This window comes from Streptomyces sp. NPDC029296, from assembly GCF_055569255.1.
Map to the genome: position 1 here is coordinate 133217 of NZ_JBVHXT010000013.1, position 17192 is coordinate 150408.

Here is a 17192-nt window from a genome sequence, read left to right on the forward strand (position 1 = left end):
CAGCCGCGTCCCGCACCCCCCGCTACGGCAGCTCCTGCGCCCGGGCGATGAGCAGGGCCACGTCGTCGTGGTTGTCCGGGTGGCGGAGGGCGCGCAGGAGGTGGTCGCAGGTCTCCTCCAGCGGGCGGGCGGGGTCGTCGAGCAGGGTCAGCAGCAGGGCGAGCCGTTCGTCCAGCGAGTGGGAGCGGGTCTCCACCAGCCCGTCGGTGTAGAACACCAGCTCGTCGCCGGGCTCGAAATCGACCGTGACGGTGGAGAAGCCGACCCCGCCCACCCCGAGCGGCACCCCGGTCGGCAGGTCGAGCAGCTCCGGCGGGCGGCCGGGCCGGATCCGGGCCGGCGGCAGATGGCCGGCGTTGGCGATCCGGCACTGGCGCAGCCGCGGGTCGTGGACGGCGTAGACACAGGTCGCGATGGAGTGGTCCAGTGCCGACGTCGTCTTGTCCAGGTGCTCCAGCAGCCGGGCCGGGTCGAGGTCGAGCGCGGCCAGGGTGGTGGTCGCGGTGCGCAGCCGGCCCATCGTGGCGGCGGCGCTGACCCCGCTGCCCATCACATCGCCGACGACCAGCGCGGTCTTGCCGCCCTCCAGCGGGATGACGTCGAACCAGTCGCCGCCCACCTCGCTGGTGGCGCCGGCCGGCTGATAGCGGGAGGCCACCTCCAGGGCGGTGGTGACCGGCGGATGGCTGGGCAGCAGGCTGCGCTGGAGGGTGAGCGCGGTGTTGCGGGCGTTCTGGTACCAGCGGGCGTTGTCGATCTGCACGGCCGCGCGGGCCGCCAGCTCCCGTGCCAGCAGGACGTCGTCCTCGTCGAACGGCGCCGGATTGCGGGTCCGCTTGAGGTCCAGCGCGCCCAGCACCTCGCCGCGCGCGATCAGCGGCACGGCGAGGTACGAGTGCAGGCCCGCCCGGCCGAGCAGCACGGCCGCCTCGGCGGAGCGGGCGATCAGCGGCAGGTCCTCGTCCTTCACCCGCGGCACCAGCACCGCCTCGCCGGTGCGCACGCACTCGGTGACCAGCCGGTCCGGCCCGTACCGGGCGATCTGGCCGGGCGGGTCGGCGGCCCGGACCGCGTCGCTGCCCTCCGCGGGACGCACGGCCAGCGCCCGGATCACCGCGGACTCCGAGGGCCCCAGGGCGCTGGGCCGGCCCTCGACCACCGCGTCCAGCAGGTCCACCGCCGCCACGTCCGCCAGCTCCGGCACCGCGACCTCGGCCAGCTCGCAGGCGGTGCGCTCCAGCTCCAGCGTGGTGCCGATCCGGGCGGAGGCGTCGGCGATGACCGCGAGCCGGCGCCGCGCGGTCTCCGCCTCCGCCTCGGCGCGGTGCTGCTCGGTGATGTCGACCAGCGAGACGGCCACCCCGAGCACATGCCCCAGGGTGTCCTCCAGCCGGTACAGCGAGTGCGACCAGGTGTGGTCCTCGTCCGGGTCGGCCGGGGTGCGGCCGACCAGCGTGTCGTCGATCAGCGGCACACCCGTCTCCAGCACCCGCCGGGCCACGGCCTCCAGCTCGCGGGCGTTCAGCAGCGGCAGCACCTCCGGCAGCGTCCGGCCCACGTGCTCGGCGGCCGGCATCCCGTTGATCCGCTCCAGGGCCGGGTTGACGGAGACGAACCGCAGGTCGGTGTCCAGCACGGCGTAACCGATCGGGGACTGCTTCACCATCCGCTCGGACAGCGCCACGTCCTGCTCCAGCCGCCGTACGGTCGACTGGTCGGCGGCCAGCCCGAGCGCGTAGACGTCCCCGCGGTCGTCCAGCAGCCGCATGTTGCGGAACTCCACCAGACGGGTGCTGCCGTCCTTGTGCCGGACCGGGAAACCGCCCGCCCAGCTCTGCCCGGTGCGCATCACGTCGGCGAACAACTGGCCGACCAGCCGCCTGTGCTGTTCGTGGACCATCAGCCGGGCGGCGTACTGGCCGAGGGCCTCCTCGGCGGTGTACCCGAACAGCTCCGCCGCCTGCGGGCTCCACAGCACGATCCGGCCGTCGGTGTCCAGCACCACCGACGCCACGCCCAGGACGTCCAGCAGGCCGCCCGGCGGGACCGGCCCGCGCGCGGGCTCGCCGCTTCGCGTCACCGGAGCCTCGGCTGCACTCATGCCACGCACCGCCTTCGCCCGTCCGCACGGCCCGCCGTGCCCCGTGCCGACTGCCCTCGTTCTACCGCGCTCACACCCGACTCTCCGCCGCCGATGCCGTTACTCCCTCCACCATCCCTCAACACGGCGGCGGACGTCCGCCTGAGCCGTCGCGCCGGTGGTGCGCGCAACGCGGAACTCCCGCCGGGACCGTACCGCGCGGTCCCGGCGGGCCGTGAGAGTTCACGCTCATGTTCCGTTGTTGGTCTGTACATGACTTACACGCCACGCCAGACTGTCCGCCGACCGAGTGCCCCCGTCGCCCGCCCGAGGAGCCGGAAATGCCCGCGTCCGCCCGGCAACGCTGTCACGCAGTCCTCGCCGGACTCGTCACCCTCGCCACCGCCGCCGTCGTGTCCCTCGCCGCGCCCGGGCCCGCCGCCGCGGCCGGCGGCTGGATCGAGACCGGCTCCGACCGCGCCGACCCGCTGACCGAGAGCCAGGGCCTGACCTCGGTCGAGGTCCCGGCGAACAGCCCGAACCGCTACACCGGCGTCGGCACCGTCCCGCTCGACGTCGCCGGACGCGGCTGGAACCACGTCGGCGACCCCGACGCCTCGTACGACGGCTTCTACATCGAGCCCTACCAGCGGGACACCGGCAACTCGAAGATGTTCCGGGTGCAGGCGCCCGGCGGCGCCTGGTCGGAGTACGTGCACACGCTGGGCCCGGGCGAGGCGCTGAACAACTCCTGGGCCGCCGTCTCGCCCGACGGGCGGTGGATGCTGTCCGGCGAGTGGGGCACGATGACCCGCCTGCTGGTCTTCCCGACGCCGGGCGTCAACCCGGCCACCTCGCCCGCCGCGGACCTCCCGCAGGTCTCCGCCGTCCGCCTGGACCACGCCGTCCGTGACGTCCAGGGCTGCGACTTCGCCGGCCCGACCACCCTGCTGTGCTCCTCCGACGACCCCGAGGGCAGCCTGTTCGGTCTCACCAAGCCGCTGCTGCGGATCGACCTCTCCGCCCCGCCGAACGGGACCGCCGACGTCACCGGGCATGTCACGGCGGAGCGGCAGCTGCCGCTGCGCAGCTCCTGCCAGGGCTCCTTCGAGGCGGAGGGCATCGACTACGACCGTCGCGGCGGCGTCCTGCGCGTGATCGTCGTCTCGCCCGGCTTCTGCGTGCTTACGGACAGCAAGACGTACAAGTTCACCCGCGGCTGACGCGGGCGTTCCCTCCCCCCGGCCGAGGTGTGCGCGACGGTCCGCGGTGCTTTCCTGGGGATGGACGCGGTTTGGCGGGGTACCCCGTTCCATCGCGGCACGGCCACGAAAGGAGCGCTCATGGCAGACACGGAGCGGTCGCATTCCGAAACCGTCACGGTGGAACTCAGCGGATCCAAGGAGGACGCCCGCCTCGTATTCGACGCGCTCAGGTCCTGCTTCGCCTCGGACCGGGGGGAGGACGAGGAGCCCCAGCAGCTCCACGAGACCCGGCCGATGGTGTGGCTCGGCACCTACGACGTCACGGAGGCCCGGAGCGGCGGTTGCCCGCCGGTCCGGCTCGGGCAGCCCGTCCAGGCGGACGTCCAGGGCGGCTACTGGGCCGTCGACCGGTTCCGCACCACCCTCGACGCGATGTTCACCGTGCAGGAGACCTGCACGGCCTCCGGCGACCAGGAGCGGGACCTGCACCTGCGCCTGGAGAGCCGCTGAGTCAGCGCGGCGACGCCCCGGCCGGTCCTTCCCCGGCCGGGGCGTACTGCGCCAGGCCGTATCCGAAGGACCAGTCGGCGTCGCCGTTCTCGGTCAGGGAGATCAGCACGTTGCGCGGCTCGGTGCCGGTGCGCTCGTGCACCAGCTCGGCGATCCGCCGGTACACCGCGCGCTTGCGGTCCGCGTCCCGGCCGGCCCGCAGGGTGATCGCGACGAAGACGGCCGAGTCGTCCCGCGGGACGCCCGGGTAGTCGCCGTGGCGCAGGGTGCCGGCGACCCCGTCGTGGCCGCACAGCACCTGGAAGCGGTCCTCCGGCGGCACCCCGAGCGTCTCCACCAGGGCGTCCTGGACGGCCTGGCCGAGCGCGTCGAGGCGGGCGGGGTCGGTGCCGAGCGTGTCGATGCGGACGAAGGGCATGGCGGGGCGTCCTTTCGGGCGGCGGATCGGTCACACCTGTGTGTACAGACTAGTAGGTACACGAGCGAGCGGTTGTGCAACTAGTTGCACAAAGCCTCCGGCTTCCTCTACAACAAGAGGCGACGACACCGCGTACGGAGGGCCCGATGAGCCGTTACCCGCATCTGCTGACCCCGCTCGACCTGGGCTTCACCACCCTGCCCAACCGCGTGCTGATGGGCTCCATGCACGTCGGCCTGGAGGAGGCCGAGGGCGGCTTCGAGCGGATGGCGGCGTTCTACGCGGCCCGGGCGCGCGGTGGCGTGGGGCTCATCGTCACCGGCGGCATCGCGCCCAACGAGGAGGGGCGGCCGTACGAGGGCGGGGCCAAGCTGACCACCGAGGAGGAGGCCGAGCGGCACCGGGTGGTCACCGAGGCCGTGCACCGCGAGGGCGGCCGGATCGCGATGCAGATCCTGCACTTCGGCCGGTACGCCTACCACCGCGACCTCGTCGCACCCAGCCCCCTCCAGGCGCCGATCAGCCCCTTCCCGCCGCGCGAGCTGACCGACGCCGACATCGAGCGCACCATCGACGACTACGCCCGCGCCGCCCGCCTCGCCCGGCGGGCCGGCTACGACGGCGTCGAGATCATGGGCTCCGAGGGCTACCTCGTCAACGAGTTCATCGCCGCGCGGACCAACCGGCGCACCGACCGCTGGGGCGGCTCCTACGAGAACCGGACGCGCTTCCCCGTCGAGATCGTCAAGCGGGTCCGCGAGGCCGTCGGCGAGGACTTCATCGTCATCTACCGCCTGTCCATGCTGGACCTGGTCCCGGGCGGCTCCTCCCTGGAGGAGGTGATCACCCTCGGCAAGGCCGTCGAGGCGGCCGGGGCGACGATCATCAACACCGGCATCGGCTGGCACGAGGCCCGCATCCCCACCATCGCCACCTCCGTGCCGCGCGGCGCCTACACCTGGGTCACCAAGAAGCTCATGGGCGAGGTCTCCGTGCCCCTGGTGACCACCAACCGCATCAACACCCCGGAACTCGCCGAGGAACTGCTGGCCGGCGGCTGCGCGGACATGGTCTCCATGGCCCGCCCGATGCTCGCCGACCCCGACTTCGTCGCCAAGGCCGCCGCCGGCACCCCGGAGGCCATCAACACCTGCATCGGCTGCAACCAGGCCTGCCTCGACCACACCTTCAGCGGGCAGATCACCTCCTGCCTGGTCAACCCGCGCGCCTGCCACGAGACCGAGCTGGTCCTCGCGCCGACCCGGCTGAAGAAGCGCGTGGCCGTCGTCGGCGCCGGTCCGGCCGGCCTCGCCTGCGCGGTCTCCGCCGCCGAACGCGGCCACCACGTCACCCTGTTCGACGCGGCCGGCGAGATCGGCGGACAGCTCAACGTCGCCCGCAAGGTCCCGGGCAAGCAGGAGTTCGACGAGACGCTGCGTTACTTCCGCCACCAGCTCGACGCGCACGGCGTCGACGTCCGCCTGGACACCTGGGTCGAGGCCGCCGACCTGGACGGCTTCGACGAGGTCGTCGTCGCCACCGGCGTCACCCCGCGCACCCCGGACATCCCCGGCGTCGACCACCCCCGCGTCCTCGGCTACCTCGACGTGCTCCGCGACGACGCCCCCGTCGGCGACCGCGTCGCCGTCCTCGGCGCCGGCGGCATCGGCTTCGACGTCGCCGAGTACCTCACCGACGGCGGCGACAAGGCGAGCGAGGACCCGGAGACCTACTTCCGGCACTGGGGCGTCGACACGGACTACCAGGAGCCCGGCGGCCTCGCCGCCCCCGAGCGGCCCGCCCCGCCCCGCCAGGTCCACCTGCTCCAGCGCAAGACCACCAAGGTCGGCGCCGGCCTCGGCAAGACCACCGGCTGGATCCACCGCACCGAGCTGAAGCACCGGGGCGTGACCATGGTGCCGGGCGTGCGCTACGACCGGATCGACGACGCCGGCCTGCACCTCACCGTCGGCGAGGAGAGCACGGTCCTGGAGGTCGACACGGTGGTGCTGTGCACCGGCCAGGAGCCGCGCCGCGACCTGTACGAGGCGCTGCTCGCCGCCGGTCGCAGCGCGCATCTGATCGGCGGCGCCGACGTGGCCGCCGAGCTGGACGCCAAGCGGGCGATCAAGCAGGGCACGGAGCTGGCGGCGGCCCTGTAGGGGCCGGGGCGTCCCTCCCTAGGATGAGCCCATGTCACTCCCGCACGCGATTCTCACCGCCCTGCTGGAAAAGCCGTCGTCGGGACTGGACCTGACCCGCCGGTTCGACAAGTCGATCGGCTACTTCTGGTCCGCGACGCACCAGCAGATCTATCGCGAGCTGGGAAAACTGGAGGCCGAGGGGCTCATCCGCGCACTGCCGGCCGAGCAGCCGGCCCGCGGGCAGAAGAAGCGCTACGAGGTGCTGCCCGCGGGCCGGTCCGAACTGGCCCGCTGGACCTCCGCCGCGCAGGACCCCAAGCCGCAGCGGGACGTGCTGCTGCTGCGGCTGCGCGCGGCGGCCGTGGTCGGTACCGCGGGCCTGGAGGCCGATCTGCGCCGCCACCTGGAGCTGCACCGGCGGCAGCTGGAGGAGTACCGGGAGATCGAGGAGCGCGACTTCCCGCCGGGCCGGGACGCCCCCCAGGACCGGCTGCGCCATCTGGTCCTGCGGGCCGGGATCGACCTGGAGACCTTCTGGACCCGGTGGCTCACCCACGCGCTGGCGGAGTTCGCCGAACTGCCGGGGGAGGGGCGGGAGCGGGCCGGGGGAGCCGACGGGGCGCGGTGACGGCTCCGCGCGGCGCCGGGCGCGGCTGCCCGGACGGCCGGTGGAGCGGTACGGAGGTGCGGAGCTGCGGGCGGTACGGCGGCCCTTCGGGGCCCCTGGCCGTACCTCGCGCCTACCGCCTCCGGTCGGTCCGGCCCGCCGTCACGGCCGCTTTCCGTGCTCCCCGGCACCGGCACCGGCCCGGTGGGTGCCCGTGCCAGTGGCGGTGCCGGAGGCGGCCGTGGGGCGGGGCGTGCCCGGACCGCGGGCCGCCCCGGCCGCGGGCCGCGCCGGGGCGACGCCGGCCGCGGTGCGGGAGGTACGGCGGTGCGGGAACGCCGCCCGGCGCCGCCCCCTCAGAGCCGGTACGGCCCCGAGCGGCGGCGCAGGACCCAGCCGGTGGCGACGACCCCGGCGCCGACCAGGGCCGCGCCGATGCCGAGGGTCAGCGGGCCGTAGTCGCGGGCGGCGCCGCCGAGGCCGCCCATCACGCCCCGGGACGGCGCCGGGCTGGTGGTCGCCGAGATCGTCGGCCGGGCCGGGACGGCCGGCGCGGGCCGGGTCGGGACGGCCGCCGCGGAGACGATCACCGACTGGCTGCCCGCGGTGGCGCCGCTGGAGCAGAGCACGACCACGGTGTAGGTCCCGGGGCTGACACCCGTCCAGGCCGCGGACTGGCTGACGGACGTGCCGGACAGGGCCACCTGCCGGCCCTGGGAGAAGTTCGCCTGGCGGCTGGTGAGCAGGGCCGCGGTGCCCCAGCTGCCGTTGATCTGGGTGCACGCGCTGGTGACCACCGAGACCGTGGAGCCGGTGGTGCTGACCGAGATGCCCGAGGCCGCGGCGGTCGGCCCGGCGAGCGCGGCCGGGAGCGCGGCGGCGGCCGCCAGGGTCGGGCCGGAGCGGAGCAGGAGTCGCGAGATGTCCATGGACGGGCCTCCGGCGGCACGGTCGGCGGTACGTCCCATGCGCCGCCGGGGGTCGGGAAGCGCCCGTGCTGCCTCAACCGCAGCCAACGCCCCGCCGGGCACGCCCGCACCCGGGGCGGCCCGATCAGGTGACGGCCGGATGGCCGTCGCGGAGCCCCGGGGGGCACCGGGGGCACCGAGGGTGGCTGAGGGGCGTGGGTGTCGGCTGGAGGTGCCGGTCCGGGGGCTCGTCAGGCGCCCGTGGTCACCGTCCGCTCCGGTGACCAGCCGCCCCAGGTGCCGTCGGGCAGCCGGGCCCGCAGCCGTACCCGGTGTTCCTCCCCGGCGGCGGTGCCGACGTAGAAGCCGTGGTGCGCCCGGCCGCGCGGCGGGGTGCCGCCCCAGACCAGCGAGGTGGCCGCGGTGCCGTCCAGCCGGATCTGGTACTCGGTGATCACCCCGTCCGCGCGCGGCGGGTCCCAGGCGAGGTCGATGTAGTAGGCGCCGTCCGCGCGGTGGGTCGCGGCGGTGAAGGCGGTGGGCGCGGTGTCCCGGCCGTCGTCGTCGCCCGGTGTGGTCAGGCGGGCCGGCGGGCCGGCGGGGGAGAGGTTGTCGGCGGTGTCCCGGGCCCGCACCGTGAAGACGTAGGCGGTGCCGGGCCGCAGGCCCGTGACGACGGCGGCGGTCTGGTTCCCGCCGACGCTGTGGATCTTCACACCGCCCTGGTAGACCTCGTACGACGACACGCCCCGGTCGTCCCGGGAAGCGCCCCAGGACAGCTGGACGGCCCGGCTGCCCACGGCCCGGCCGGTGGTCGTCCCCGGCCGGGTCGGAGCCGAGCGGTCCGCGGCCGTCACGGCCGGAGTCCGTGCCCGCACCGATTGGCTCGGCGGACCGAGGCGGCCCCCGGTGTCCCGGGCCCGCACGGTGAAGGCGTACATGGTGGACGGCCTGAGCCTGGTGACGTCCACCATGTGCTGTGCGCCCGGTACTTCGGCCACCTTCGTGGTGCCCCGATATACCTCGTAGGTGCGGACCCCGGCACTGGCGGGGGCCGCGTTCCACATCACGTGCACGCTCGTGGCGCTGCCCGCCGTGGCGGTGACCCCGACGGGAGCGCCCGGTATCCGGCCGTCGCCGTCGTCCGCCCGGTTCCAGCCGCAGGACGCGACCAGCAGCACGGCCCCGCAGACGACCGCAAGCGGAAAGGGAACGCGTCGCACGGCACTGCCCTCCCCGGACGGCCTCGGCATCACGTAAAGGTCCGGACCAATAGTGGCCCGGCCGGTGTGACCGCAGCAAGGGGGCCGCGTTGGTGACCCTCCGCCCGGATTACGTATGCTGAAGCTCCCTACGGCTGAACTGCCCGCGTTGGCAGGGAAGTTCACGCCTGTGGCGCGGACACGCTGTCGTCGCCGATCCCGCGCCGGCGCGGGTGGCCGGGGGATCCGGAACGTCCGCCCGGTCCGGATCCCCGGCCCCTGTTGTCCCTCCCGCACTCCCGGCCGATACCGCCCGCCCGTCCCCTCGCAGGGTGTCAGCCGCGTGCTCCATCCGGCCCCTTCACGGCGCACCCCGTGGCCGAGGGCCCAAGATCACATCACAGTGGGGTCGGCGTCCAGGGCCGCGGACAGTGGGCCGGACGCGCCTTTGTGTCCCCCGCGAAAGGTTCCCCCATCGTGCGTGTCCCGTCGCTGACGCTGGCCGCGGCCGGCGCCGCCCTGCTCGCCCCGGCGCTGCCCGCCCCGGCCACCGCCGTCCCGCCCGCCGGGCGGCCCGCGGCCCGTGACGAGGGCGCGGCCCCCGGCGCGGCCACGGCCACCGCCGCGGCCACGGCCGCCGGCCGGGACACGGACCGTGCCGGCCGTGCGACCCGCGGCGGCGGTGTGGTCCGTGACGACGTGGTGGCCCGTCACCACGGTCCGGCCCCCGACGGAAGCGCGGCCCGCGACCGGAAGGCGACCCGCGACGAGGACGAGGTGACCGCCGCCCGTCTGCTGGCCCGGACCGACGCGTGCGCCCGGGTGTCCCGGGGCCGGTACCGCACCGACGCGGGCCGCCCCGCGACCGTCCCCGTCTGCGGCACCCGGGACGCCGTCTTCTGGAAGGCCGACCTGGACGTCGACTGCGACGGCCGGCCCACCGCCCGCTGCAACCGCCGCACCGACCCGGTGTTCGCCCCCGCCACCGCGGTCCTGGGGTCCGACGGCCGACGGCTGAACGCCGAGACCCTGCCCTACATCGTCGTCCCGGCGCCCAGCCGCCGCTGGGACCACCGCGGGTCCGGCGTGCGCGGCGGCTCGGTCGCCGCCGTCGTCTACCGGGACCGGGTGCGCTACGCCGTCGTCGGCGACACCGGGCCGCGCGACCTCATCGGCGAGGCCTCCTACGCCACCGCGCGCGCCCTCGGCATCCGGCCCGACCCGCGCTCCGGCGGGGTGTCCTCCGGGGTGACCTACATCGTCTTCCGGGACTCCCGGATCGGCGCCGCGGAGGACCGCGCGGCGGCGGTGGCGGAGGGGGAGCGGCTGGCCAGACGCTTCCTGGCCCGCCGCTGACGGGCCCGGACGGAAGCCGCCGCCCTCCCTGCCGGGCCGGCCCCGGTCACACCCGCCGGCCGCCGTCACGCGCTCCGGTCCTCGTCACACCCGCCAGTCCTCGTCACACCCGCCGGTCCTCGTCACACCCGCCGGTCCTCGTCACACGTGCCGGTCCTCGTCACACGTGCCGGCTCTCGGCAGTCCTTGCGACGGCCGTCACCATCGTCCGGTTGCCGGTCCCTCACGGTTCCGTCACCTCTCCCGGTGGCGGTCACACCTTGCGGTAGTCGTACGCCTCCTCCGCCGCGGCCTCCACCGCGTCCAGGTCGGCGCCCGCGGCGGCGGTGACCACCGCGGCCACCGCGCCCTCGACGAACGGCGCGTCCACCAGGCGGGTGCCGTCCGGCAGTTCGTCCCCCTCGGCGAGCAGCGCCTTCACCGTGAGCACCGCGCTGCCCAGGTCGGTCAGCACCGCCACACCGGCCCCCCGGTCCACCGAGGCCGCCGCGGCGGAGATCAGCCCGGCGCTGGTGCCGAGCCCGCCGCCCTCGGTGCCGCCCGCCGCCGCCACCGGCACCCCGGACGCCCCGCCCGCCAGGCCCTTCGCCAGCTCGGCGACGGACGCGGCCACCTGGGCGCTGTGCGACACCAGCACGATCCCGACCGGATTGCCCTCACTCACCGTCCGCCTCCGCCGTCTCGGCCAGCGCGGCGATCAGCAGCGCCGACGAGGTCGCCCCCGGGTCCTGGTGGCCGACGCTGCGCTCGCCCAGGTAACTCGCCCGGCCCTTGCGGGCCCGCAACGGTATGGTGGCCGCCGCGCCCTCCTCCGCGGCGGCCCGCGCGGCGGCGAAGCCCGTCCCGAGCGCGTCCACGGCAGGCACCAGGGCGTCGATCATGGTCTTGTCGCCGGGTGCCGCCCCGCCGAGCGCCCTCACCCCCTCCACGCCGGCGCGCAGCGCCTGCGCCAGCTGGGCCTCGCCGACCTCGGCGGCATCGCCGAGCGCCTTGCCGGTCCGGCGCAGCAGGGTGCCGTACAGCGGACCGGACGCACCCCCGACCGTCGAGATCAACTGCCCTCCGGCGAGTATCAGGACGCCGCCCGGGGTGTCCGGTGTCTCCTTCTCCAGGGCCGTCGCCACGGCCGCGAACCCGCGTTGCAGATTGCTGCCGTGGTCGGCGTCCCCGATGGCCGAGTCGAGGGCGGTGAGCCGCTCGGCCTCCCGGCCGACGGACGCGGCCACCGTCGTCATCCAACGGCGGAAGAAATCGGCGTCGAGCACTGTAACTCCTTGGGTGGCAGGGCCGTTGGCCGTGCGGCCGGGGCATTGGTGCGGGCGCACCACGCTCTCACATGCCCCAGCGCAGGGCCGGGGTCTTCACCGGTGCGTCCCACAACCGCAGCAGTTCCTCGTCCACCTGACACAGCGTCACCGAGGCGCCCGCCATGTCCAGGGAGGTGACGTAGTTGCCGACGAGGGTGCGGGCCACGGCGACCCCGCGCTCGCGCAGCACCCGCTGCACCTCGGCGTTGAATCCGTACAGTTCCAGCAGTGGGGTCGCGCCCATGCCGTTGACCAGCACCAGGACGGGCCCGCGCGGCGGCAGGTCCGTCAGGACGGCGTCGACCGCGAAGTCGGCGATCTCCCCGGAGGTCATCATCGGCCGCCGCTCCCGGCCCGGCTCGCCGTGGATGCCGATGCCCAACTCCAGCTCGCCGTCCGGCAGATCGAAGGTGGGGCTGCCCTTCGCCGGGGTCGTGCAGGCGCTGAGGGCCACGCCGAAGCTGCGGGAGTTGTCGTTGACCCGGCGGCCGATGGACTCCACGCGCTCCAGCGGCTGCCCCTCGGCCGCGGCGGCGCCCGCTATCTTCTCCACGAACAGCGTCGCGCCCGTACCCCGCCGGCCGGCCGTGTAGAGGCTGTCGGTGACCGCCACGTCGTCGTCGACGAGCACCTTGGCGACCTGGATGCCCTCGTCCTCGGCCAGTTCGGCCGCCATGTCGAAGTTCAGCACGTCACCGGTGTAGTTCTTCACGATGAACAGGACGCCCGCGCCACTGTCCACGGCCGCGGCGGCGCGTGCCATCTGGTCCGGCACCGGCGACGTGAAGACCTCTCCGGGGCAGGCGGCGGAGAGCATTCCCGGGCCGACGAAGCCGCCGTGCAGCGGCTCGTGCCCGGAGCCGCCGCCCGACACCAGGGCGACCTGCCCGGCCACGGGAGCGTCCCGGCGGACGATGACCCGCTTCTCCACGTCCACGTTCAGATCGGGGTGCGCGGCGGCCAGGCCCCGCAGCGCGTCCGCCACGACCGTTTCCGGTACGTTGATGAGCATCCTCATGGGTGTCTCCTCGCGAGCTTCTGTGGTCGTGCGGTGGCGAGGCCAGTCGCCTGTCCTGCCTGTTGGAAGTATCGACCTTGCGGTGGTGCAGGTCACGTGCGACCGTACGGCTTCACGGCACGTGGCGGCCCGCTCACTGAAGGTGCGCGCCGCGTGCTTTCTCGCGTACGGCGTGGTGAGGCGGCCGGTGTCGGCCGACCATGCGAATTCAGCCAAGATTCAACGGTTCAGGTCAACTCCGTTGCGTCCCCGTAGTGTTCAGGCGTCAACTTCTTTGTCATGTACCTGCGGTCCAGGGTGGGTCGCAGTCTCATGGAGGTGTGGGATGCACCGAAGACTGTCCGTCGGCCTGTCCGCCTCGGCTCTCGCCGTGATCACCACCATCGGCGGTGCCACCGCCGCCGACGCCGCTCCCGCCGACAAGTCCCAGGTCCTCGCGAGCTGGACCCAGACCAGCGCGTCGAGCTACAACCTCTGGGTGGCCGCCCGGGCCAACCAGGCCGCGTGGTCCGCGTACGGGTTCGACTGGTCGACCGACTACTGTTCCTCCTCGCCGGACAACCCGTTCGGCTTCCCCTTCGCCACGTCCTGCGCCCGCCATGACTTCGGCTACCGCAACTACAAGGCCGCCGGCACCTTCAGCGCCAACAAGTCGCGGCTCGACAGCGCCCTCTACGAGGATCTCAAGCGCGTCTGCGTCAACTACTCCGGCGCCACGAAGACCGCGTGCGACAGCACGGCATGGACCTACTACCAGGCGGTGAAGGCGCTCGGCTGAGCCGCGCGGAGGACACGTCGGCCCCCCCGGAGGCCCGCGCCCGAACGACGGCGCAGGGCCCGACCGCGCCGCCTGCCCCCGGTGTGCCCCTCCCCGGCCCTGCCGGTCGCGTACGGCGGGGCCGTCCCCGGCGGTGCTCCCGCCGGGTGCGACCGGGCGCGGGCCGCCGCTCCGGGACGCAGCCCCGTCCCGTTCCCACGCCCCGTGCGTCCGCCCGCCCCGTGCTCGCCGTTCCCCGGCCGGTCCCGCATCGGGCGGGCCTCGGCGGGGAACCCGGTAGCGCGGGGCCCGGAGCCGCCGACCGGCGGAGGAGGTGCCGTTGCCGTGGACGACTGGGAGAAGTGGGACATGCACGAGGGGATACGGCTGACACCGCGCGAGCGGATCACGCTGCTGCGGATCGAGGCGGGCCTGCGGCAGGACCGGCGGTTCGCGCGTCGTATGGGCGAGGCGGGGCACGGGACGTCGCTGCCGGTGGCGGTGGGGCTGCTGGCGGTCGCGTCGGTGTTCGTCGCCGTCATGGGCATCCGCACCTCGGACCCCGCGCTGCTGTGGTGCTTCGCGCTGCTGTGGCCGCTCACCCTCGTCCAGGCGTTCCGGCTGCTGTGCCGGGCGTCCCGGCCCCGTCCCCGCCGCCGCACCCGCGCCCGGGCCACCCCTTGGCCGTGAACGCCGCGGAGGGCCGGGCCCGCCGGCCCGGCCCTCCGCTCTGCCGGGGAAACCCGAAGGCGCCCGTCAGCTCTCCTTGCCCCGTCCCGACAGCGCGTCCCGCAGCCGGTCGACCAGGCCGGCACCCGGGGCCAGCAGCTTGTTGGCCGGGGGAGTGTCCGGTGCCGACGGGTGCGGGCGGGTCGGCGCCGTCCGCTTGGCCCGGCGGACCTTGTCGCCCAGTTCCATCAGCGCGTCGGGGGGACAGGCCTGCTCCAGTCGCGGGAACAGGTTCTGTTCCTCGTCGGTCACGTGTGACCGGATCTCGCTCATCAACCGCGCCATCAGCGTGTCGAGGCGCGGATCGTCCGCCTGGCAGCCCTCCAGGTCCTTCATGATCCGCTCGGCCTCGGCGTGGTCCTCCAGCTCCTTGTCGGCCAGCGCGTCACCGCCCGCCACGTGCTCGCGCACCGCCGGATAGAGGTAGGCCTCCTCGGCGACCGAGTGCCGGACCAGCTCGATGGTGGCCTGGTCGCAGAGTTCCTTGCGCTGCGGCGAGCCGGGCGGCAGCGCCTCGAAGCGGCCGAAGATCTCCTCGACCTCACGGTGGTCGGTGGTCAGCTCCTGGATGACGTTTCCGCCGTGCCCCATGGTCGTTACCTCCTGCGTGCGACGCGGCGGCCCGGGAGGGCCGGCCGTCGCCGTGCCGGGTGCCCCGGCCACCGCGCGTCACACGGCCCGCCACGGCCGTCGGCGCGTCGAGTGGCGGGCGGCGGCCGTCCGGCCCGCTCCGGACAGCGCCCAGTCCCACCAGTGGTCCAGCACTCCGGGGGTCGGCGCGTCCGCCGCGACCAGCGCCGGCCAGCCCATCGCGCACGCCTGCGCGGTGACCTTGGCGCCGCCCGCCACCGGATCGACCACGAGCGCCGGGGTGCCGGTGCGCAGCGCCAGCACCAGACCGTGCAGCCGGGTGGTGACGACCAGGTCGCAGCGGGCGACGAGCGCGCAGAACTGCTCGGCGGTGGCGCACAGCCGCCAGTCGTCCACGGCGAGCCGGGTCTCGGCCGGCACCCGCGCGCAGTCCTTGCCGGCCAGCCAGCCGGTGATCGCCTCGTTCACCGCCGCGTGCCGCCGGCGCGCCCCGTACTCGCCCTGTCCCGCGGAGAGCACCACCCCCACCACCGGCGGCCGCGGGCCCAGCGGGGCGTCGGCCGCGAGGTCCCGGCGGGCCGGCGCCGAGGTGCCGTCCCGGGCGACGATCGCGTGGAAACCGGTGGCCGCGGGATGCGCCGGGTCGACCACCGAGACCCCGGCCGCCAGTCGTGTGCAGGAACCGAACCTGTCATGCAGGGCGGCGACTTGCGGACCGTACACCGGACCGCACACGAACAGCAGCGTGCCGTAGGCATGGGGGTCGGCCGCCTCCAGGGACAGCGCTCCGGGGCGGAACCCCGGGCTCCACGCCGTGTCGTGCGGGATTCCGGCCCCGGTCAGCGCCGCCGACATGTGCCGCTGGGCGAGCACGTCCCCGGCCGTCGCCTCCCCGTCGCGGAAGCTGAACCAGCCGGTGAGCAGCAGTCTGCCCCGAGGGCCGCCGGGCCTGCGCAGGGTGCGCAGCACGGCTGTGGGGACATCGTCGTGCATGGGGGTCTCCAGCGGGGTGACCGAGCCGCCTGAGTCGCGCGAGTACCCGTGATTCCGGAGAATAAGAATCCAACGTGTGAACCCAACTGGCGGGGGAACCCAGCTGCCAGTGCCGTCCAGCAAGCGGCGGCCGACCAGGGCGGTCCCGGACGTCTTCCGGGACCCGGGCCCTGTCCTCTTCCTCCCCGACGGGCCGGTGACGCCTCCCCGACGGGCCGGTGACGCCGAGCCGGTGACCCGGCGCACGCCGAAATCCCCGCTCACCTCCCCCCCAGCACGCGGCGGCGCGTTCCACAGCGCCGCTCGAGGGCGCGGACGACGTGGACGAAGGACGACGAAGGAGTAGCTCCCATGACTGGTGACACACCCTTCTCCTGGCGGCGCGCCCTCGTGACCGGCGGCGCCGGCTTCCTCGGCTCCCACCTGTGCGAGCGGCTGCTGGATTCAGGCGTCGAAGTCGACTGCGCCGACAACCTGGTCTGCGGACGGCGCGAGAACATCGCCCACCTCGAGGCCCGGCCCGGCTTCCGGTACGTGCGCTGCGACGTCTGTGCGGCCGACTGCGCCGCCCGCCTCCAGGGCCCCTACGACCTGGTCCTGCACTTCGCCTGTCCCGCCTCGCCCGCCGACTACCTGCGCCTGCCGCTCGAGACCCTGGAGGCCGGCAGCACCGGCACCCGCAACGCGCTGACGATCGCCGAACGCGACGGCGCCCGTTTCCTGCTCGCCTCCACCTCCGAGGTGTACGGCGACCCCCAGGTCCACCCGCAGCACGAGGGCTACTGGGGCAACGTCAACCCGGTCGGGCCGCGCAGCGTGTACGACGAGGCCAAACGGTTCGGCGAGGCACTGGTCACCGCGCACGCCGGCACCCGGGGCACCGACGCGGGCATCGTGCGGCTGTTCAACACCTACGGGCCGCGGATGCGCGCCCACGACGGGCGGGCCGTGCCCACCTTCATCTGCCAGGCCCTGGCCGGCGAACCGCTCACCGTGACCGGCGACGGCAGCCAGACCCGCTCGCTGGCTTACGTCGACGACACCGTGGACGGCATCCTGCGGGTCGCCGCGAGCAGGTCCCTGCGGCCGGTGAACATCGGCGGCAGCGACGAGATCACCGTCGCCGACCTGGCCCGCCGGGTGGTCGCCCTCACCGGCTCCCGCTCCCCGATCGCGTTCGTCGACCGGCCCGTGGACGATCCCGGCCGGCGCCGCCCCGACACCACCCTCGCGCGCGAACTGCTCGGCTGGTCGCCGCAGGTCCCCTGGGAGGAGGGATTGAAGCAGACCATCGCCTACTTCGCCGCCCTGCCCCCGCAACCGGTGCCGCGCGGGCAGGACCCGGCCCCGCAGTCCTGACCCCCGCC

General features: G+C 74.6%; 17 protein-coding genes. 8 read left to right on the top strand and 9 right to left on the bottom strand.

The window, feature by feature from the left end:
* Positions 1–22 precede the first annotated feature (22 nt).
* Positions 23–2101 (bottom strand): SpoIIE family protein phosphatase, encoded by a 2079-nt coding sequence (locus tag ACZ4W9_RS14130; RefSeq protein WP_467935487.1) that lies wholly within the window; start codon positions 2099–2101, stop codon positions 23–25.
* A gap of 320 nt (positions 2102–2421) precedes the next feature.
* Here ACZ4W9_RS14130 and ACZ4W9_RS14135 point away from each other — a divergent pair, with 320 nt between their 5' ends.
* Together ACZ4W9_RS14135 and ACZ4W9_RS14140 are read left to right on the top strand one after the other, a co-directional pair.
* Complete coding sequence (locus ACZ4W9_RS14135; protein ID WP_467935489.1) at positions 2422–3303, top strand: hypothetical protein; 882 nt, start codon at positions 2422–2424, stop codon at positions 3301–3303.
* Positions 3304–3423: 120 nt separating this feature from the next.
* A complete protein-coding gene (locus tag ACZ4W9_RS14140; RefSeq protein WP_467935490.1) occupies positions 3424–3795 on the top strand; it encodes a hypothetical protein in 372 nt (123 codons plus the stop codon).
* 1 nt (position 3796) lies between these two features.
* Here ACZ4W9_RS14140 and ACZ4W9_RS14145 read toward each other — a convergent pair whose 3' ends face one another.
* Entirely contained in the window at positions 3797–4213 is a 417-nt protein-coding gene (locus ACZ4W9_RS14145; protein ID WP_467935491.1) for a tautomerase family protein, read from the bottom strand.
* Between the two features lie 146 nt (positions 4214–4359).
* On the opposite strand from ACZ4W9_RS14145, the gene ACZ4W9_RS14150 reads away from it, so the two are divergent.
* Complete coding sequence (locus ACZ4W9_RS14150; protein ID WP_467935493.1) at positions 4360–6375, top strand: oxidoreductase; 2016 nt, start codon at positions 4360–4362, stop codon at positions 6373–6375.
* 31 nt (positions 6376–6406) lie between these two features.
* Positions 6407–6985, top strand: coding sequence for a PadR family transcriptional regulator (locus ACZ4W9_RS14155; RefSeq protein WP_467935494.1), 579 nt, complete (start codon positions 6407–6409; stop codon positions 6983–6985).
* Positions 6986–7320: 335 nt separating this feature from the next.
* Here the strand turns inward: ACZ4W9_RS14155 and ACZ4W9_RS14160 are convergent, their stop codons facing one another.
* Positions 7321–7893, bottom strand: a complete 573-nt coding sequence (locus ACZ4W9_RS14160; protein WP_467935495.1) for a hypothetical protein — start codon at positions 7891–7893, stop codon at positions 7321–7323.
* Between the two features lie 230 nt (positions 7894–8123).
* Positions 8124–9095, bottom strand: a complete 972-nt coding sequence (locus tag ACZ4W9_RS14165; RefSeq protein ID WP_467935497.1) for a fibronectin type III domain-containing protein — start codon at positions 9093–9095, stop codon at positions 8124–8126.
* Positions 9096–9551: 456 nt separating this feature from the next.
* Between ACZ4W9_RS14165 and ACZ4W9_RS14170 the strand changes: the two genes are divergently transcribed.
* Positions 9552–10430 (top strand): glycoside hydrolase family 75 protein, encoded by an 879-nt coding sequence (locus tag ACZ4W9_RS14170; protein ID WP_467935498.1) that lies wholly within the window; start codon positions 9552–9554, stop codon positions 10428–10430.
* 253 nt (positions 10431–10683) lie between these two features.
* On the opposite strand, the gene ACZ4W9_RS14175 is transcribed toward ACZ4W9_RS14170, so the two are convergent.
* The 3 genes from ACZ4W9_RS14175 to dhaK all read right to left on the bottom strand — a co-directional run bounded on the left by ACZ4W9_RS14175 (position 10684) and on the right by dhaK (position 12755).
* Positions 10684–11094, bottom strand: a complete 411-nt coding sequence (locus tag ACZ4W9_RS14175) for a PTS-dependent dihydroxyacetone kinase phosphotransferase subunit DhaM (protein WP_467935499.1) — start codon at positions 11092–11094, stop codon at positions 10684–10686.
* Entirely contained in the window at positions 11087–11695 is a 609-nt protein-coding gene (dhaL, locus tag ACZ4W9_RS14180) for a dihydroxyacetone kinase subunit DhaL (RefSeq protein ID WP_467935500.1), read from the bottom strand. The genes ACZ4W9_RS14175 and dhaL overlap by 8 nt, the downstream gene beginning before the upstream one ends.
* 67 nt (positions 11696–11762) lie before the next feature.
* Complete coding sequence (dhaK, locus tag ACZ4W9_RS14185) at positions 11763–12755, bottom strand: dihydroxyacetone kinase subunit DhaK (protein ID WP_467935502.1); 993 nt, start codon at positions 12753–12755, stop codon at positions 11763–11765.
* A gap of 325 nt (positions 12756–13080) precedes the next feature.
* Here dhaK and ACZ4W9_RS14190 point away from each other — a divergent pair, with 325 nt between their 5' ends.
* Both ACZ4W9_RS14190 and ACZ4W9_RS14195 read left to right on the top strand, forming a co-directional pair.
* The gene (locus ACZ4W9_RS14190; RefSeq protein ID WP_467935503.1) at positions 13081–13533 is read left to right on the top strand and encodes a phospholipase; all 453 of its coding nucleotides are present in this window, start codon (positions 13081–13083) and stop codon (positions 13531–13533) included.
* A 324-nt stretch (positions 13534–13857) separates the two neighbouring features.
* The gene (locus tag ACZ4W9_RS14195) at positions 13858–14202 is read left to right on the top strand and encodes a DUF3040 domain-containing protein (protein ID WP_467935504.1); all 345 of its coding nucleotides are present in this window, start codon (positions 13858–13860) and stop codon (positions 14200–14202) included.
* Positions 14203–14268: 66 nt separating this feature from the next.
* Here the strand turns inward: ACZ4W9_RS14195 and ACZ4W9_RS14200 are convergent, their stop codons facing one another.
* Positions 14269–14832 carry a hemerythrin domain-containing protein gene (locus ACZ4W9_RS14200; RefSeq protein ID WP_467935506.1) on the bottom strand — a complete coding sequence of 188 codons (564 nt, stop codon included), beginning with the start codon at positions 14830–14832 and terminating at the stop codon, positions 14269–14271.
* A gap of 78 nt (positions 14833–14910) precedes the next feature.
* Complete coding sequence (locus ACZ4W9_RS14205) at positions 14911–15825, bottom strand: polysaccharide pyruvyl transferase family protein (RefSeq protein WP_467935507.1); 915 nt, start codon at positions 15823–15825, stop codon at positions 14911–14913.
* A 351-nt stretch (positions 15826–16176) separates the two neighbouring features.
* On the opposite strand from ACZ4W9_RS14205, the gene ACZ4W9_RS14210 reads away from it, so the two are divergent.
* Positions 16177–17184 (top strand): NAD-dependent epimerase/dehydratase family protein, encoded by a 1008-nt coding sequence (locus ACZ4W9_RS14210; RefSeq protein WP_467935508.1) that lies wholly within the window; start codon positions 16177–16179, stop codon positions 17182–17184.
* Positions 17185–17192: the final 8 nt, after the last annotated feature.